Annotated in this window: 22 protein-coding genes; all 22 read right to left on the bottom strand. The window is 37.9% G+C overall.

Annotation, left to right across the window (positions count from 1 at the left end):
* The coding region (locus UMU13_RS04935) for a sensor histidine kinase (protein WP_328217525.1) at positions 1–2,131 on the bottom strand (2,131 nt) is incomplete at its 3' end.
* Between the two features lie 302 nt (positions 2,132–2,433).
* Positions 2,434–2,772, bottom strand: a complete 339-nt coding sequence (locus UMU13_RS04930) for a transposase (RefSeq protein ID WP_328217523.1) — start codon at positions 2,770–2,772, stop codon at positions 2,434–2,436.
* A gap of 39 nt (positions 2,773–2,811) precedes the next feature.
* On the bottom strand, positions 2,812–3,483 hold the full coding sequence (locus tag UMU13_RS04925) for a transposase (RefSeq protein ID WP_328217521.1): 672 nt from the start codon (positions 3,481–3,483) through the stop codon (positions 2,812–2,814).
* 309 nt (positions 3,484–3,792) lie between these two features.
* On the bottom strand, positions 3,793–5,448 hold the full coding sequence (locus UMU13_RS04920; protein WP_328217520.1) for a putative bifunctional diguanylate cyclase/phosphodiesterase: 1,656 nt from the start codon (positions 5,446–5,448) through the stop codon (positions 3,793–3,795).
* A gap of 127 nt (positions 5,449–5,575) precedes the next feature.
* Positions 5,576–6,289: a DUF6088 family protein gene (locus UMU13_RS04915; RefSeq protein WP_328217519.1), complete on the bottom strand. Its 714-nt coding sequence runs from the start codon at positions 6,287–6,289 to the stop codon at positions 5,576–5,578.
* Positions 6,290–6,457: 168 nt separating this feature from the next.
* Complete coding sequence (locus tag UMU13_RS04910; protein ID WP_328217517.1) at positions 6,458–6,613, bottom strand: hypothetical protein; 156 nt, start codon at positions 6,611–6,613, stop codon at positions 6,458–6,460.
* A 206-nt stretch (positions 6,614–6,819) separates the two neighbouring features.
* On the bottom strand, positions 6,820–7,773 hold the full coding sequence (locus UMU13_RS04905; protein WP_328217515.1) for an ArdC family protein: 954 nt from the start codon (positions 7,771–7,773) through the stop codon (positions 6,820–6,822).
* A complete protein-coding gene (locus UMU13_RS04900) occupies positions 7,766–7,957 on the bottom strand; it encodes a DpnD/PcfM family protein (RefSeq protein ID WP_328217514.1) in 192 nt (63 codons plus the stop codon). Before UMU13_RS04900 ends, UMU13_RS04905 begins: the two co-directional genes overlap by 8 nt.
* A 77-nt stretch (positions 7,958–8,034) precedes the next feature.
* Positions 8,035–8,280 (bottom strand): hypothetical protein, encoded by a 246-nt coding sequence (locus UMU13_RS04895; RefSeq protein ID WP_328217513.1) that lies wholly within the window; start codon positions 8,278–8,280, stop codon positions 8,035–8,037.
* Positions 8,281–8,490 (bottom strand): hypothetical protein, encoded by a 210-nt coding sequence (locus tag UMU13_RS04890; RefSeq protein WP_328217512.1) that lies wholly within the window; start codon positions 8,488–8,490, stop codon positions 8,281–8,283.
* An 80-nt stretch (positions 8,491–8,570) separates the two neighbouring features.
* Positions 8,571–8,900 (bottom strand): hypothetical protein, encoded by a 330-nt coding sequence (locus UMU13_RS04885; RefSeq protein WP_328217511.1) that lies wholly within the window; start codon positions 8,898–8,900, stop codon positions 8,571–8,573.
* Positions 8,897–9,682 carry a hypothetical protein gene (locus UMU13_RS04880; RefSeq protein WP_328217510.1) on the bottom strand — a complete coding sequence of 262 codons (786 nt, stop codon included), beginning with the start codon at positions 9,680–9,682 and terminating at the stop codon, positions 8,897–8,899. The genes UMU13_RS04885 and UMU13_RS04880 overlap by 4 nt, the downstream gene beginning before the upstream one ends.
* A complete protein-coding gene (locus UMU13_RS04875) occupies positions 9,645–9,890 on the bottom strand; it encodes a hypothetical protein (protein ID WP_328217509.1) in 246 nt (81 codons plus the stop codon). The genes UMU13_RS04880 and UMU13_RS04875 overlap by 38 nt, the downstream gene beginning before the upstream one ends.
* 75 nt (positions 9,891–9,965) lie before the next feature.
* The gene (locus tag UMU13_RS04870; protein ID WP_328217507.1) at positions 9,966–12,575 is read right to left on the bottom strand and encodes a DEAD/DEAH box helicase; all 2,610 of its coding nucleotides are present in this window, start codon (positions 12,573–12,575) and stop codon (positions 9,966–9,968) included.
* 96 nt (positions 12,576–12,671) lie between these two features.
* On the bottom strand, positions 12,672–13,145 hold the full coding sequence (locus UMU13_RS04865) for a DUF3232 domain-containing protein (RefSeq protein WP_328217506.1): 474 nt from the start codon (positions 13,143–13,145) through the stop codon (positions 12,672–12,674).
* An 83-nt stretch (positions 13,146–13,228) separates the two neighbouring features.
* Positions 13,229–13,771, bottom strand: a complete 543-nt coding sequence (locus UMU13_RS04860; RefSeq protein WP_328217504.1) for a hypothetical protein — start codon at positions 13,769–13,771, stop codon at positions 13,229–13,231.
* Positions 13,772–13,781: 10 nt separating this feature from the next.
* A complete protein-coding gene (locus UMU13_RS04855) occupies positions 13,782–14,858 on the bottom strand; it encodes a DUF6094 domain-containing protein (RefSeq protein ID WP_328217503.1) in 1,077 nt (358 codons plus the stop codon).
* Positions 14,859–14,933: 75 nt separating this feature from the next.
* Positions 14,934–15,275 carry a hypothetical protein gene (locus UMU13_RS04850; protein WP_328217501.1) on the bottom strand — a complete coding sequence of 114 codons (342 nt, stop codon included), beginning with the start codon at positions 15,273–15,275 and terminating at the stop codon, positions 14,934–14,936.
* Between the two features lie 14 nt (positions 15,276–15,289).
* The gene (locus UMU13_RS04845; RefSeq protein ID WP_328217499.1) at positions 15,290–15,571 is read right to left on the bottom strand and encodes a hypothetical protein; all 282 of its coding nucleotides are present in this window, start codon (positions 15,569–15,571) and stop codon (positions 15,290–15,292) included.
* A 111-nt stretch (positions 15,572–15,682) separates the two neighbouring features.
* On the bottom strand, positions 15,683–15,844 hold the full coding sequence (locus UMU13_RS04840) for a hypothetical protein (protein WP_328217497.1): 162 nt from the start codon (positions 15,842–15,844) through the stop codon (positions 15,683–15,685).
* Positions 15,841–16,107 (bottom strand): hypothetical protein, encoded by a 267-nt coding sequence (locus tag UMU13_RS04835; protein ID WP_328217496.1) that lies wholly within the window; start codon positions 16,105–16,107, stop codon positions 15,841–15,843. The genes UMU13_RS04840 and UMU13_RS04835 overlap by 4 nt, the downstream gene beginning before the upstream one ends.
* Before the next feature lie 150 nt (positions 16,108–16,257).
* A complete protein-coding gene (locus UMU13_RS04830) occupies positions 16,258–17,223 on the bottom strand; it encodes a hypothetical protein (protein ID WP_328217493.1) in 966 nt (321 codons plus the stop codon).
* Positions 17,224–17,407 lie beyond the last annotated feature (184 nt).

Here is a 17,407-nt window from a genome sequence, read left to right as displayed (position 1 = left end):
TGTCAACACTTATACTGCCGCCCATAAGATTAATAAGACGCTTGCTGATAGGTAACCCCAGGCCGGTACCCCCTGCCTCAACACCAGCCTGCGACTGGCTGAACGAATCGAAAATATTTTCCATATCTTCCTCTGGTATACCGGGGCCGCTGTCTTCCACTTCGAACATTAGATTTACCGCTTTACTTTCTTCATGACCGGTTTCATCTTTTTCCTCAGCTTTTACCTTCAGACTTACCCCTCCGGATTTGGTAAATTTAACAGCATTTCCGATCAGATTAACGAGTATCTGACGAAGTTTCCCTTCATCTGCAATAATGTTTTGAGGAACATTTTCCTCCCGGTCGACAAGAAATTGAATCCCTTTGCCATCAGCTCTGGAACGGAACATCATTTCAATATCTTCCAGAAGTGTGTGCAGACAGAATTTATTTTTATGCAGGGTGAGCTGTCCCGATTCAATTTTGGAAATATCCAGAATATCATTTATCAGATTCAGCAGGTGCCGTCCGCTGCGGTTAATTGTATGCACCTGTTCATATTGTCGTTCGGTAAGTGCGGGATCTCTCTCAAGAATCTGGGCAAACCCCATAATGGCATTCAGCGGTGTACGTATCTCATGGCTCATGTTGGAAACAAAGACACTTTTTGCCCGATCGGCATCTTCTGCTGCCTTGCGTTTTATTCTTTCCCTTTCAGCCTGGTGGCGCTCAGTTATATCCTGCACAACACTGATTACTCTGGTTTCATTATTTTCGGAGTAATACGTATTAAGACTGATCTCAGCAGGAAATTCGCTGTTGTCTTTTCTTCTTGCTAACACTTCCAAACCCTTTCCCATTTCTCTTAAAACCGGATTTTTCAAATAATCTCTGCAAAGCTCTTCGTGTTTATCATGAAAACGTTCGGGTATTAAATCATTCAGATTTTTTTCTCTGATTTCAGCCACTGTGTATCTGAAAATATCTTTCACCTGTTTATTGGCTAACAGGATTTCACCGTCCTCATCAAAAACAATTATGGCATTGGGAGCGGCTTCCAAAATTTTTCGTAAACGCTCTTCACTCTTCCTGAAAGAAGCTGTCATTTTATCTGCAATGCTTTGTGCTCTTTTTGTTGTTTTTATTTGGATCCTTAGTAAAAGGATAGTAAGCAAAATAAGTGTGATACCCGAAAATAGGATACCCATTCGCGAGAGAACGTCCTCTTCATCCATTTTAAATGAAGGCGTTGGTGTAAATGCCAATGTCCACTTTTGTCCGTGCAGATTGAGTGTTTTTTTTACAAATAATCCGTCATCTGTATTTAATTTATTTTTACTTTTGGAATACAAAAGATTTCCGGAAGAAATACCGGAGCCGCTGTATAGTTTCAAAAAAGCGTTCTCAGAAATATACAATGAAACGTAATTCATAAGATTAGGCAGGCTGAAAGCGCAATATACATATCCTTCAATCTTTTCTCTACGATCTTTTACTGAGAAAGGTACCGTTTTCCCCTTATAAACGGGAATAAACAAATAAAAACCTTTGTGAAAGTTCTCTTTTCCTTCAATATTCATTTCAACAGCATCTGAAATGGATGCTTCACCGGTATCCCGGGCACGCTCCATAGTTTTCCTGAATATTGGATTAGAAAAGGTATCAAAACCCAGCCGCTGCCGGTTGTCTTTATTAAACGGTTCCACAAAAACTATAGGAGCATACACTTCCCTGTTTTTATCCGGCCATACAGTGTAATCTGAAAATCCTTCTTCTTTTATTTTACTTATATGATTTTTCAATTGTGATGCACGAATAGTTTGTATAAAACCCACAGCCTGGAAATCAGGATACGGAGGAGTCATTATCCTGTATTCATAATATGCTCTCCACTCGTCCCTGTTTACCTCTTCGGAAGCGAAAAATAGACCGGCCCCTCCCTGCAGGATCATTTTGAAATTATGTAATCTTTCAGTAAGCTCATATGTAATACTTTCAGTATATCTTTTAAACTTTTCCTGTTTTTCTTTTTTGTGGGCATTATTCCAGTGATACCAGACGACAACAGTTGCAACCAGCATAATCAGAATAATAAAATACTGTAACATCCTTTTGAAAAGGGAAATATTTGTCTTTATTTTAGAATCCACCAAAACACCCCGGCAGCATAAATTCTTTTTTAACAGTATCAGATATCAGAAAGCTATAAATAATTATACCATAATTTTTCAATACTTGATTAGATTTTTCTAATTATAAATCATTTCACTCTTAATTTGAGACCTTTGAATCATGTCATTTTTTTTAAATTTCTTCAATTTTACCGCCAAATTTGTTAACTTCTACTTTTTTAAACGATATTATCAGCAAAACAAAATTAGTTTTTTCGTCTAAATTACCTCAAATTGTCCAAAATAGGTAATTTTGGACACACCTGTATTGTTAAATCTTGTCAAATCATTCTTAAAGCACCCTTTCTCAGATTATATGCCATACAATGTATAGACAATTCCAGCCTAACCTTATCAATACCTATAAACCGGCTACGAGTATAACCAAAATGAAGTTTAATCAATCCAATTGCCTGCTCAACGACATAACGAACCTTGCTTACTGCCTTGTTATGAAATTTCTGAAATCCTGTAAGTGACTTATTCCGCGCTGCCTTATACATTATCATATCTACATAATTACTTGAGATATCTCTGCGGTTATATTCACTGTTGTAGCCTTTATCTGCATATATTGCCGTTCCCTTAGGCAAGTTAAGCTTTTGTAATAAAGGTGACAAATTCCGCACCTCACTCTATCTGGCACTCTTTACCATTTCTCACAATATATAACCGTCCGAATTTACACAGAAAAATTGTTTGTAGCCATAATACGCTCTATTACCCTTCTTTAACCAGCTAGCATCAGTGTCCTTCGAATAACTTCTGTTGCTTTCATTATTCCCTCCGGAACCACCACAGGAACTATCATTGTCATCATCTCCTTCATGCCGATCTTCTGCAATATCATTTACTACTTTACGGGGACGGCACGAGGACTCTACCAATGTCGCATCTATTATCGCTTCCTTCCTGCTTTTCACTATTAAATTTGATTCCGATAACTGCCTGTTTATCTCTGAAAATAACTCGTCAAATATCTCCAATTCCAGTAATCTGCTCCGAAACCTGCTGATGGTACTGTGATCCGGAACTTCTCCGGATACACTTACTCCTACAAATCTTATTACTGACAACCGATCCTTTAAGGCAAATTCAGCCTGATGGTCACTCAGCTTTTCCCAGGATTGTACTAAAAGTATTTTAAACAAAAGTAACGGGGAATAAGCTCTGCTGCCAGATGTGTTCTTAGTCCATCTGTATTTCTTATCAAGGATTGATTTTACTTTCTTCCAGTCTATAAGTGAATTTATCTTATCAAGATAAGTCGAATCATTAGCTTTAAAGTCTAACATTGAATCTAATACTGTGGGTTCTATGTACTTTTCCATAATTGCTCCTCTGTCTTTAATTAATCATGTAACTTATCACATAAATACATAACAGTAAGGACAAAATATATTAACTAAAGACCTTTATAGTATTTCCTGTGCAAAGGTCTCTTGTCTTGAAATAATTAATCAAGAATCTGCAATTAAGATAAAATTCATCCTAATTAGACTGTCTGTCAACCTTTATTTTTAAATCATTCAAACTTATCATAATTTCTACAAGCATATTAACGAAATAAAAGAAAAAATATTTTTGAGAGTCTATTAAACAAAAGCTTTTATAAGAAAGAAATAGAAATTTTTTAGAATTTATTCAACAAACTTGCCATTTGTCTTGTTGTAAATTTCTTCAATTTCAGCCGCCGGCAGAGGATGGCAAATATAATAGCCCTGGGCTAAGTCACATTTTTCCTGTTTTAGAAATTCCAGTGATTCCTGTGTCTCAACGCCCTCAGCAACAACTTCCATATCCAGTATATGTGCGAGCCTTATAGCCTCTCTTACAATATGAACCGAATCATTATCCTCAGGTAAATGTTTTACAAAAGCCTGATCTATTTTTACTGCTGAAACAGGCAGTTGTTTCAAATATAAGAGAGAGGAATAACCGGTGCCAAAGTCATCTATGGAAAGAATTATGCCGGCATCACTTAAACTTTTTAGCATAGGGATGGATTGTTCTATATTATCCATAAACGAATTTTCCGTAATTTCCAGCTCAAGATATTTCCCTTCAATGCCATACCGGTCAAGCAAATGAATAATTTTCTGAGTGAAGTCAGAATCAGCTAAATTTTGAGTTGATATGTTTACAGCCAGCCTAATATCTCTAATCCCTTTATCGTTCCACTTCAAAAGCTGAGCAAGCCCTTTATCTATGGTATAAAATGTAAGCCAGTGTATAAGCGTACTCTCTTCAGCTCTGGGAATAAATTTACCCGGTGGAATATAACCATATACTGGATGATCCCATCTCATAAGTGCTTCAAAGCCATGCAATTTGCCTGTACTTAAGTTGATTTTAGGTTGAAAATGAAAATATATTTGTTCCTTATCCAATGCCTCTTTTATATCACCCATTAACTTCAGATTTTCAACAGAAGTTTGAAGTGCCTCACTCATTGTCATAATAAAATATCTTTTATTTGATTTGATTGCTTTGACCGCTGCTGAAGAAGCTTTTTGCAAATAATATGAAGATATATTATTTATTTTATCGAATTTAAAAATGCCCATGAAAATATCGCCATGCAGTCTTATGTCCTCAAATTCAAATGCGTCATAAAAGCGACTTTCCAGTTTTTTAAGCAGTTCTTCTATTTTATTTTCATGATAGTTTTTCACAAGAATACCCACTTGGTCAAAATGGGTGCGGTAAACTTTTATGCTTTCTTTTGAAACTGTGCTCAGGCGGTCTGCCAGCTGCCCTATCATATTGTTTATAACTTCCGGCCCGAATGCACTTTCCAATTCTCTCGAGTTTTTTATTATAGCTGTGATCATGTAATGATGTTTACCCGCTTTTTCCGCGGCTGAAAGATCCTCTACTTCTTTTTCAAGAGAAAGTCTGTTTGGAAGACCTGTTATCTTATCATGTACAGCCTCCCATTTTGTCCGGAGCATATATTTGCGTGCATTGCCGGCAAAAGCACCTATAAACAATCCTATAAATGAAAAAGAACTTGCATGCTCAATCCAGCCGGTAAAAGCTTTGAAACCTTGAGCATCAATATGTGAATGAATCAAAGGGCTGATTGCAATGCTGCCTATAACCCCGGAAATCAGACCTCCCCAGGAACCATAAATAATTCCGCCTAAAATCACCGGTATATACATCAAGTGCAACCAATGACCTTCAGTAAGATGCACCATCAGGGCAATTAATGTTATAAGAAGTAAAATTAAAGGTATACTTATAAGTTTAATAAATTTTATATGGTCTTCAAGCCAATCGAAAATTTTCATAAAATACACAAACGCAGCACCTTTTTTATAAAACTGACTGAAAAATGAAAATTGCTTGTTAATGAAAACACTTTATCATTGTCATTTAAAATTGTTGCTTCAAAAATATCATAATTTTCATGAAGCTTCATACAATATTCCAATCAAATTTATTTGGCAAAGCTTCTGATGATATATTAAGATTATATTTTGTGAGTGGATTTAAGCTACAAGCTAATATATTTGAATACTTTTTATAACCAATAACTTCCAAAATACTTCCAATAGTAGCTCTAACAAATGGCTGATACCCAGATGCAAAGTTTATAAAGTTTTGAAAATTGATATTTTTTCTCAAAAGCTTCTGTTTTAAATAATCAACAACTTTGTCCGGTTCAACGTCAGGAGCTCTTTTTATATTTTTCACCAAATCCAAGTATTGCAAAAGAATGACATCTGATTTGCTTGAAATGTTTACTTCTAATGGCTTAAGATAAATTGTCATTTTTCCTGCGTTTTTCTTTTCCGGAAACTTTACTTTATTTGTACAAATTTCAATTACTGTTGGAACTTGGCTGGTTAATCCCATATAATTATATAGATATATACCGGAGTAATATCCGCTAATTGTCTTGTCTCCTAAATAAAACTTTGCAACATCCTTATAACTTAATGGCCGTGTCCCAAAAATATCTTTTTTAGGCTTATAGTATTTGCCTTTTGAATATCTTTTTATCCTTCCTAATTTCACAAGCCTGCTAATCGAACTTACAGCACTATTTGCATTATCCCATTTCAAATCTTTTAGGGTAAAAATTTTCCCTTCGTTTATATTTTCAATAGATTTAACTATGCTGCTCATTATTAACACCTCTGCGAGTAATAATACATTATTTTTAATGTATTTCAATAGAAAAACATTAAAATATTTTTTATAATAAATTATAAAAAAAGCCTCCTACCGCTCAAGGCGATAAGAGGCTTTGGAACTCGTCTCCGGTATAACCGGCTCGGGTAACATAAATCATTCTTAAGTGCCAGCTTCTGAAACGCTAATATGATGACAAAAACAGCTATCTTCTTCAATAACAATCTGTGCGATGTCTTTAAGATACTTGCTTAGTTTCTGCCATTCTTCTGTTGATACCTCGTAAATTTTACCAGTAACTAATGTGAATCTTACCATAGTGAACCTCCTATCCTAATTTTTGGGTGGGCAAACCCAAGAAAGGCATGACAGGGAGTACGGAGGCAGTTGAAAGGTACTCCCAATGGCAACCCCAACCACTACGGATGTCATGCCCTCTTTGGGAATGCCCGACCCTCAAGGATAGAAAGTTATTTATTGATATAAGCAGAGGGGTAAAAACCCCTCATACTCTGACAATCTGACTAAGCCACTTTGCTATTAGAAGCCCGTTCAGCTTTTTCAACTACATACTGAACAGCCTTCCTTGCTTCCGCAGAAGCTTGAAAGATAGCCTTTTTGTTTTCTTTTATGAATTTACTCCAACCTTTCACATACGCACTGGAGTTTTCATAATTTATTCTCATTCCGGTTTCAGCCATTAAAAAAGCTGCACCGATCTCTGCAACAAGCTCCTCATAAGAGTATTGATGCTTGTCGCCAGTATCTATATTTGACACTCCCGCTCTTTTAAGTCTTGACTCATGCCCTGTGGAATGAGCGATTTCGTGAAAGAGAGAAGAGTAATAACTATCCGTTGACTCAAAATTACCAATATCCGGGATTTGTACCGTATCCCACGAGGGGATATAACAAGGTTGAACCCCGGTATACTGAATATTTAAGCCATCGTTCTGCATACCTTTTACGATATTTTCGGGCTTTTCTTGTTTAGAGTTTGCAAGATTAACATATTTACTCTTGTCAATCCCTTCAACATCATCAAGGTTAAAAACCCTGTAATATCGCATCAGGAAGAAAGTTTTAGGCTTCTTATCCTCCTGTTTATCTTTCTCCTGCTCACTTTCGTCAAAGACTTCAATATCGTCTTTTTTGTCCTCTTTTTCCTCGTCTTTGTCGTTATTTTGAGCAGTAATTTTTTTGTTAAAAATCACCATTGAGCTTTTTGCACCTTTTTTGATGCTACCGCCCAATTGTTGGACCTGCTTAAAAGAGAACCATACCGATGATGTATATTCCATCACCTGCATATCCCAAGAGAGCAATAGTTGGTTAAGCCCCTGGTATTCTCTTTTTGCAAATCCGTTAAAATGTTTTCTCATCCATCCGGCTTTCCAAGGCGGAGTGCCAGACTCTATCTGTTCTATGATTTTTTCAGTGATTATATCATAGACGGATTTTTTAGTTTTCTTAGCCATGAGTGTCCTCCTTCCCGCTTTCGAAGACAGAAAATTCAACATCAACAAAGCTGTCATACTCAAGGACGATGTCTCCACTTCGGTACTGCTTTTTGACCCTATCTAAGGCTTCAATCTCAGAGGGAGCTTTGACACTCACGATTTTTGCTGAAATTTCTTTAATTTCAATTTTATAGTTTTGCATTTTTGCCTCCTGTTTCTTCAACACCAGAGGCAGTTCCCCTCACCGGGGGAATAACTGCCCCCGGTAGGTGGGGTTTTTTATATTAATCGTTCTTCAAAGAGACGGAGAACCATCTCTTTGAGGTATTTATTGTCGCCAAGGCAAAGGTAGGAATAGTACAAATGACTATCTTCCATGTCCTTGACTTTTATAACTTCGCCTTCTTTGGTCGTATGCTCTGCGTCATTTCTTTCTTTTCGACCGGATGGCTGATATTGAGAACCTTCTTCACCAAATTCCCAGTAAATTGCTTGTGCATCTCTTGCATCCCTACCGAGCCCCATCTAATCCTCCTCATCTTCATCAAGTTCCGATGAAAAGTTTTCGGCCGTACACTTGTAAAGAATTTCGTAATCAACTTGTCCGTCTAAGCCTTTTTCTACAAGACGAACAAAATCGTAAAACTCATCTTCTGATTTCGGCGGACGGCCTACATAGGACTCAAAGCAATCTGAATTAACCGGGATTTGGATATTCTCTTCAAAATATGCCATATCTGCCTCCTATTTTTTATTATAGACGGAGACAATTATCCCCCAAACGGAGAACAATGTCCCCGTCCGGGGTTTGTTTTTTACCAACCTTTTTCGCAGAAGTAGTTTAAGTTATCATACCCTTCTGCTTCAAGTTGGCTTATTTTTCTTTTAAGCTTGTTAACCTCATTTTGTTTATAAGTCTTTTTTGAGGTTTCTTCTTTTATAACTTCTCTTAATTGGTCTATCAGTACATTGACTACAAGTATCCCTTTAACTCTTGTTTTTGCGTTGAAGTTTCTAATAATCATATAGTCAATCTTATGGCTGATAGAGTCTATTGTGTTTTCACAAATGTACTCAACTTTTTTCATCATGCGATCTCCAGAGTCTGTTGTGTATTCACAAATGTATTCAACTTTTTTCATCATACAACCTCCATGAAGTCCTCAATGGACTGTTCTCGGAGGTCGGTTTCTCTATATCTCTTTTCAGCAACCCGCTCAGTTTGCATACGATTTGCCATCGATTTAGCTGCACGGATTACCCTATTATAAATGTTCCACTCAGCCGCCGAGAAGTCGGGAGTTTGAACTTGAGGATACCCAAAAGTTTTGTAAATTCTGACTTCTTGAACAATTTTTACCGCAGCTTTCATCTGACATCTTCTGAGATTGAAAACATCAACTCTTGCTATCGAGTAGAACATCTGAAAGAAGTCGTTTTTTCTTTCTTCTTTTTTCTTTTTTTCAGCTTTATATTTTTCTACATCTTCCCGGAGTTCTCTGAGGTTTTTCCTAATACCCTCGATAGTCTCAGAAACCTCAACGAACCGTATGCCATATAGAAAATTACAGGCTTCATTAAGTCTTTTTAAAGAGAATCTTTTGTGGTCGGTTACTAAATATTTTACTTGTGTTGCTAAAATATTTAGCTTTGTTTCAAGCATACTTATTTGAGCTGAAACATTTGCACGGCCAGCAGTTTCTCTTGTGTACCACTGCGACTTAAAGTAGCCAAATTTTTCTCTATACTGCTTTAGCTGGCATATTCTGTCCTCAAAAAGTATGAGAACATCTTGTGGAAGATATTTAGTATTTCTTATCATGACTGCCTCCTTTATTTGAGGGCAGTTCACCACCACGAGGGCAGTAAACCACCCCCGTGGGGTTATTTTATAATTCGTATGGGAAATATCCCCTAATGAACTCACTATCCTCTTCAGATAGCTCTGTATCCATACAAGGACAGGATATTTCCAAAATTGTTTCAGAGGTAATCAGCATATCTGAAAAGTCCTCTTCTTTTACACACTTTAAAAAAGTTTTTGAGCTTACTTGCTCAGAGAAACTTTTTGCAACTATGTCTATTTCTTCGTTGCAATTTTGGCACTTAATACCTTCTTCTAAGATTTTAATCATAACTGCCTCCTAAAATATTATTTAAGGGGGGCATTTGTCCCCACGAGGAGAACAAATGTCCCCCCGCAGGGTTATTTATGCAGCATCTTCACTGTCTAAAGCTTCAAGCATATCGAAAACCGAAACCATTTCGACTTCGCCCTTCTTTTTGCCTTTGCCGACAGTATGCTTTTTAGGTTCAAGATTTGTGATGATCTTGTGGACAGTAGATTCGATTGTCCGGGTTCTGCCTTTTGATGTCTTGATTTCTTTAACCTCTGTAGCTGTCTCAGTGAGATCAGCAATTTCAAAGGTTTCATCAAGGTCAAAATCGGCCACAGCGTCTTTCTCCCTGTAGGAAGAAAACACATCTCCCAGACTGCGATCTTCTGTCTTTTTATCTCCAACCAGTTCTTTGGCCATCTGAATAGCCATTGATTCACCCTCAGACATAGAAGATAAGCCTTGGTCGGAAAGATCACCCTCAACAGCCAATGAAGTCTCAAGTTTTGATGCTATTAACTTCATTGCCTGTTCCTGCATTGTCTCAGCATAAGCCATATAGTAAACTCTAACAGGCTTATCCTGTCCAATTCTCCAAGACCTGCGGGATGCCTGACGAAGCGTATAAATATTATAGCCCGTCTGGAAGAAGATAATTGTCGGAAAATCCAGTAAATCCAAACCCGTTTTAACAAGATTCGGATTACAAATGAGAACATCTGTATCCGGATTTTCCTTCAATTTTTTCTTTATCCATGCTTCCCGCTTGTCGGTCGCAGGTGAGCCGGTTTTTAGTACAAGTGCGTTAATTCCTTGTGCTTCAAGTCTTTCAACAAGATCAGGAACTAAGTTTCTTGTACCTGTATGCTCTAAAAATACAGCACACTTGCGGTTCTCCTGCTTTTCCTCAAGAATTTTGTCTATTAATTTCCGCTCTTTAGGGAGCATATATTGATCATAAGGTTCTGCATATGCTATGACCTCACCTTCTTGGGTCTGCGGATTGTATGTATATGGATCATATACAATCTCACCTCTTCTCGCCCCATCAGGCAAGGAATACAGCGAATTTACCAAAGCTCCCAAAAGCTTATTTGAACCTCTCGCTAAAGCTTGTTTAACTTCAGATGTCAGCTCATTCTCAAATTCTTTGTAGATTTCCTTTTGAGTATTTTCCATAGGAACTGAAATTATATCCTCATTATATTTCGGAAGCTGATCTGAAACATCGGAAAGCTTCATAAAATATGTTGAGTCGAGGATAAACTCAGGAAGTAAAGCCGGTGACATACCCGGTTTACTGTGAATTCTGACTGACTTCAGCTTTTTGCCTATGGAAGAATTTCTTCCGGACTCTCTTACATATATCCGGGTTTCCTCGATTACTCCGTAATTTCTTTCAAAAGACGTTACGGAGTTATGGGCATAACCTTTTTCAATAAATCTCTTTGTAAACATACGAAAGAGGATATAAAAAAGGTTCTTTGCATACCCGCCCATGAGTGTACCAGTCATAGCAAGAGTTTTGTCAGCACAGCTAACAAGATTTGCCATAGCCTGCCCAACAGCGGTATCACCGCCTTTTAACTCATGGACTTCATCGAGGATAAGGAAATCTACTTTGACTTTCTGCCTTTTTATATATTCTGCAAGGCCGTATCTGCGAAAACCTTCTCTATCTGCTTGATAAAGAGGTGTACCACAGTTAGTGCAGGTTGCAGAATTATTTTTTTCATCTTCTATATTTTCGCTTGCGAGCAGAACTCCACAATCAGGACATTTCTTTGCTCTGAGTGTTTCTTCATCCCACTTTACAAGCGATTTTTCTTTATAATGGAGCTTCGCCTTAGTATTTTTTAATACCCAAAACTCCATACCTTGGGGCTTATCAGTATCAACATCGGATACTTTATCCAATGTTTTTACTTTTGCCCCTGGAATTGTCTCTTTAATCTCTCTAACCCATTTTCTTGCCAAATGGGGTGGACAAACAACAAGTGTCCTCTTGTTTTGGCGTGGATTAAGATATGCCACACAAACTGACATTATCGTCTTGCCAGTCCCCATTTCCGCTGTAAGGATTAAAGATTTCTTTTTTTCTTTGTAAAACCCTTTAGCCAGTGCCAGGATTGCATGACGCTGGCTATTAAAAGGTTTTCTAATTAATTTATTGAGCTTGGAGTTCTCTTGTTTTTCCCACTCACCGATTTGAGCGGGATTATAAACAGGCTTGAGCTTGCTCACAGCCTTCTCTTTAAGAGTGTCTCCAAACTCGTTCAGGAAGTCAGTTAAAGTAAGATTGTCATCTTCTTTCTTTTCAGGTTCACCACCGCCCGGACCAGAACCGTTAGGATCGTCTGGATCTTCGGGCAGTGAGTCTAAAAAGTTTTGAAGAGTTTTCTTACTCTTTGTAACTTCCCTAAATTTTTCTAAACTTATATCAGCAGCACCTTCAAGGATGCCACCGTTTTCGACAATATTCACTACTTCTTTTAGTGATCTTGGAGTCTTATAGACTCCCCCGACTGTCATTCCAACTGAAAATATTTCATTCAGTGAGAAATGACCAAACTCGCTGAACTGACCTACAACATATCCGAAAGGTGTATCACCTTGCCTGACATAATCAGTAGGAAACCAGTACCAGTCGAGCTGACCGTTGTAGAAAAAGAAGTTGATTTTGTTTTTTTCAAGATAATCCATTGATCTGCCTCCTTCCCGGACGGAAAGAAAGGACAGACTTATCCCCCGAACGGGAGACAAGTCGCCCCCCGTCCGGGGATGTTTAAATGAGATTTATTATTTTTTTCTTTTAACAAAAATTCCGTAAATAAGTTGTCCGGCCCAATCGCCGACCGCTACCCTGTTACGGATAGTAGAGGGATCGAGTGAATATATCCCGCCTTTGGGACATTCACCTTCATATTCTTTTAGGCAATATCTGTTTAAAGCATGAAGAGCCGAGATTAAAGCTTCATGGGCTGATGTTCTTCGTCTATCCAGCTCCATCATCAATTCTCTGAACTTTTCACCCTCAAGCCTTTTTGCCTGAGTGTTACCTATAACATCATTTCTGCAAATCACTTTTACATACTCAGATGCCTTTTCAATCAGGTTGCCTAAAAGATTTTCACCTATATCGTCACCCTCAACGAGATCTGATATAGTTTCGTATCTTTCGATACTTTCCTCTACTTTATTTTTGTTTTCGTTTTGCAAAATATACTCCTTCTCTCTCTTGGTGAGAGAAATGTTTTTTATGTTATTTTTCATGCTTCGCCTCCTTTGTCAATACAGCAGGAGACGAACGCTATTATACCCAGCAGGGAACGTTACGCCCCCTGCTTTGGGGTTTTTTATGATGCTTTTGCTAAAGGTTCTGATGAAACAATATCAAGAACCTTTGTCTCTAATTCTTCCTGACTCGGCAGTTCTATTTCAACAGCCGATTCATATCCGAAAGTCCGCAATTGCATTGTGTTAGGTGAGTTTGTGACAAACTTTGCATAAAGCTCATCTTTCCACTCCGGCAACAACGGTGTCGGATATTTTGCATCAAGAAGATCGTACAGTTTGTCCGGTGTGGGCTCTATGATAACCGCCACACTCTGAATATCCTGTATATTTAGAATATCTTTCAGATAGATAATGCAGTGATTCACTCCATGAGCAATCTTTTTCTGCATTACTGTATAATTATTGGTTAATGACCTTGCCATAGGAGCAAAGGTTTCGTTTTCTTCCTCTATCCTGATTTCCTGCTTGTTAATTAAAGCACTGGAAATCGCTTTGACAAGATCGGGAGTACCGAATAATGAAATCATATATACTATACCACCCATTTGAACGTATCTGTCCGAATAAGCGATATTCCCCATATAATCTATCTTTCTATACATTCAGCACCCCCTATTCTATATTTATAAACTGCAAAGAATTCAGGTCCAAAGCTCTGACTTGAACCTGATACTTTTTTGTACTCTTAACGGTTGTTTTCTCACTACCATTAAGTAATTCGTCTTCTTCCTCGCCATTTTGTTGCATGAAAGACTTTATGTTTCCCTTAACGACTAAATCATACTTGTCGTTTTTTAGCCTTCCATTCATCATCCCTGATGCGAGCAACATTGCCAAATGTCCATTTCTCAGCATTGATAAAGGCTGTATTTCTTCGACTTTATCAACTGATATCCGGCGATCATACTCGGCATATACTTGGGATGACTTAACAAAAGGGAGGACTTCATCAGGGTCTATGCGGGTTGATGTGAAGTTTTTCAACTCCACATTGTTTCTTTCAACCTCATAAAGAGGACGATAATCACCCGCACGTAAGATGCTTTCTGTTGTCCAGAGCGACTCATAAGCCGTTTCCGGTTCAACATATTTGATGATATTTTTCATCATAGCACGCTTTGCATCTATTTCCGATTTTCCTGAAAAAGCAGAAGATTTGCCAATTACAACTACCTGCTTGAACTGTTTATACAGTTCTTTAGGAAAAGCAAGAACCCGTAAGTCCTTTAATCTGAGGAATAGACGATATGTGTGTTTTAGCGATGCAAAAGGTATTACATACACTAAAACACCTTTGGTATTCAGATACCGCAGATGAAACTGAAGAAATTTTTTTTCCGTTCTCTCGGTATCTGATTCTTCACGCTCTTTAGTTTCCCAATCATAAGTCGGATTAAGAAACAAAAGGTCGAAAGCATTATTTGTTATGCGTGTTTCATAAATCGCATCACAGTTCAACACTTTGCCTAACCTTCCTTTTGCTTGTCTTGCTCTGTCCTTATCAAGCTCAATGCCATATGTTTCTACAGGAGCTTGCTCAGTTAAACCGGCAAGAGCATCGCCTTGACCACAGCAGGTATCAATACATCTGCTACCAGATGAGAAACTAAAGAGTTCCTTTATTTGCTCTATAACTTCGGGGGGCGTGGGATAATGCCCCATTTTAGCTTGAGATGCTAAACGACTCATATTTGCCTCCTTGCTGAGAACAGAGGCACCTATCCCCCGAACAGGGGATAGTACCCCTGTTCGGGATTATTTTTTTTATGATACAGATTTTATTTTTTTCCTACCTTCCACAAAAGGTGGTAGAAATCCTTCTCTATAATGTCTTTCAATATCCCTACCAGTAAGAATACCAAAACACTTTTTCAGTGTTCGATTCCTACTTATTGGACATCCCCAGCATTGGGGGTCCTTGACACCAACTGAGTCAGTGTAATCCTTTACTGTCTGGAAACGTCCGTACTGGCATTCAACTTGATAAAAGAACGGAGCTATTTCTCGTCCGTTTTCTACCATGTAATCCCTAATCTCATTTTGCTCTATATAAGCATCAATAATTTCCGGATCAGGCTTTTTTATTATTTTTTCGATATTTAGCATGATACACCCCCTTTTTACCCGCAAGCGGAATAACCGCAACTGTGGCATTTTCTGCAACCTTCTTCGATTGCAATCGGACTGCCACATTCCGGGCAAGCTCCCATACCAACAGGTTTTTGAGCTACTTTAGTAACAGAAGCCCTGGGAGTGTTATCAGAATATTTTTCAATAGGAGTGATCTGTTTTATACTGCCAAATCTCTCCACAACTTTTTGGAGAAGCGACAATGCTATCTCCATATTGGGATAAGTAAAAACTTTACCTTTTTCTGTCATAATCTGAACTCTTGTGCTCATAATCTACCTCCTGTTTTTTAAATTTTTTTTAGGATTGCCCACCTAAAAATAAGGACAGGAGGCACTATAATCCCCAACAGGGGATTAGTACCCCCTGCTGGGGTTACACAATTAATTCAGTCTATCTAAAGCTTCTTTGGGTGGTGAGCATAAATGGCTCACATTTATCCCCTTTTCTATTTTATTAATTTTATAAGCTATATTTTCAGCTTCCTGCTTTGAAGAAGCTAAAAACAAGTAGTATCTTTCTCCAATTTTCAGGCAATAAGTCATGCAGCACCTCTGTTTCTTCTTTCGATTTCCTCCTCAACAACCAACTCAAGCATCTTTTCATAGATGATTGTCAAACTGCTGAGGATTTTAAGGAAATGTTTGTAATTGCCGATAAATATCACCTGCATTGTGTCTTTATCGACAATTTTATAGGTGCTTTGATCTGAATATGGAGTTCTGCTTATTTGCAGACTAAAACCCCATTTATCAAGAAATTTACCGATTTTTTTAACTGACAATTCTTGGGATGCAATGTCTATCATATTGCACCCCCTATAATAGCAGCTATTGTAACTGCCATTCCGATTAATGTCATATTTACTAATTCAACCATAACTGCCTCCTTCAGTATAGTAACGGAGACAGTTATCCCCCTAACGGGGACAACTGCCCCCGTTAGGGGTGGGTTTTATTTATTTTTTTACTCTTTTCTTTTTCTTAAAAACTTTAAGTGATGCCGGAAACTCTCTCGTCTCCTTGCACTCCTCAAATATCTCAGGGTACTTTTCTTTAAGATCAGCACCCTTAACAAATTCCGATGTTCTCGGAGCCGTCACACTGACGGACAGCATAAGGTCCTCATTTGTTGCCGATAATTTTTCATCACCGGTATATTTGAGGATGTCGTCTCTTATTTTGTCTAATTTGTTTTTCAGCTCTTTTTCCTGTGCCTTTTTATCAGCATAAGAAAGAGCCAAATTCCACACATCTTCCGGAAGCTTGCCCCGATCATAAACAGGACAATCTATCTGATATTCGCAATGCCCGCATAATAGTGAAGGTTCACACTCAGGCTTTACATCACCATTAACGGCACTCCAAATGTTTTGTGCCTTTTCGACAAGCTGTTCAAATATCAGGTCAAAGGGTTCATATGAATTGAACTCTTTTCTTTCTCCTGTGTTCAGATCAAGAGCAAATATAGCACCCTTGATTTTGGCATCAGGGTATATTAGCTTTGCCAATCCCATTTGCCAATATAGTTGAGACACCCAGCCCTCATAAGGCTTATCAGGGATTCCGGAAGTCGTTTTAACTTCGCAAATTCCTATAGATTTCATATCTTTTGAGTAAAAGAAGAAATCCACGTGTGCCTTAAAATGAGGATATTCTGGATGAATCAGCTCTTCTTGTGTGGAGTATTTATAGTTTGTTCTCCCAAAAATTTTTAAAAGAATCTTTTCAGCCAAATGTCCACGCTCAAAGCTTATAAGCGTTTCAATGTCATGCTCAGGCGGAGAAAGTTTTGACAATACCGCCTTACGAGGACAACCAGACACATCAGACGAGCCGATATATTTAGTACGGTCGCCTAATTCCTTATTTGACTGTTCTTTATTTATTTTTGGGAGTGTTTTTTCAATTATTTCTGATAGCATCTTCTCTGCCTCCTTTAGTTTCCACCGCAGGAGGCAGTCGTCCCCCCGTGGGAGACGAAACTAAGCCTCCCACGGTGGGGATATTATTTTATATTAGGATAAAAAGTACATCAATTCCTTTTATCCTTTATTTTTTTCATAATGTATTCCTATAAACAGAGCAATTACAATTATTCCTATCATT

Origin of the sequence: Flexistipes sp., from assembly GCF_036172515.1 — a bacterium.
GTDB lineage: Bacteria > Chrysiogenota > Deferribacteres > Deferribacterales > Flexistipitaceae > Flexistipes.
This window is presented reverse-complemented; position numbering and strand designations above follow the sequence as displayed.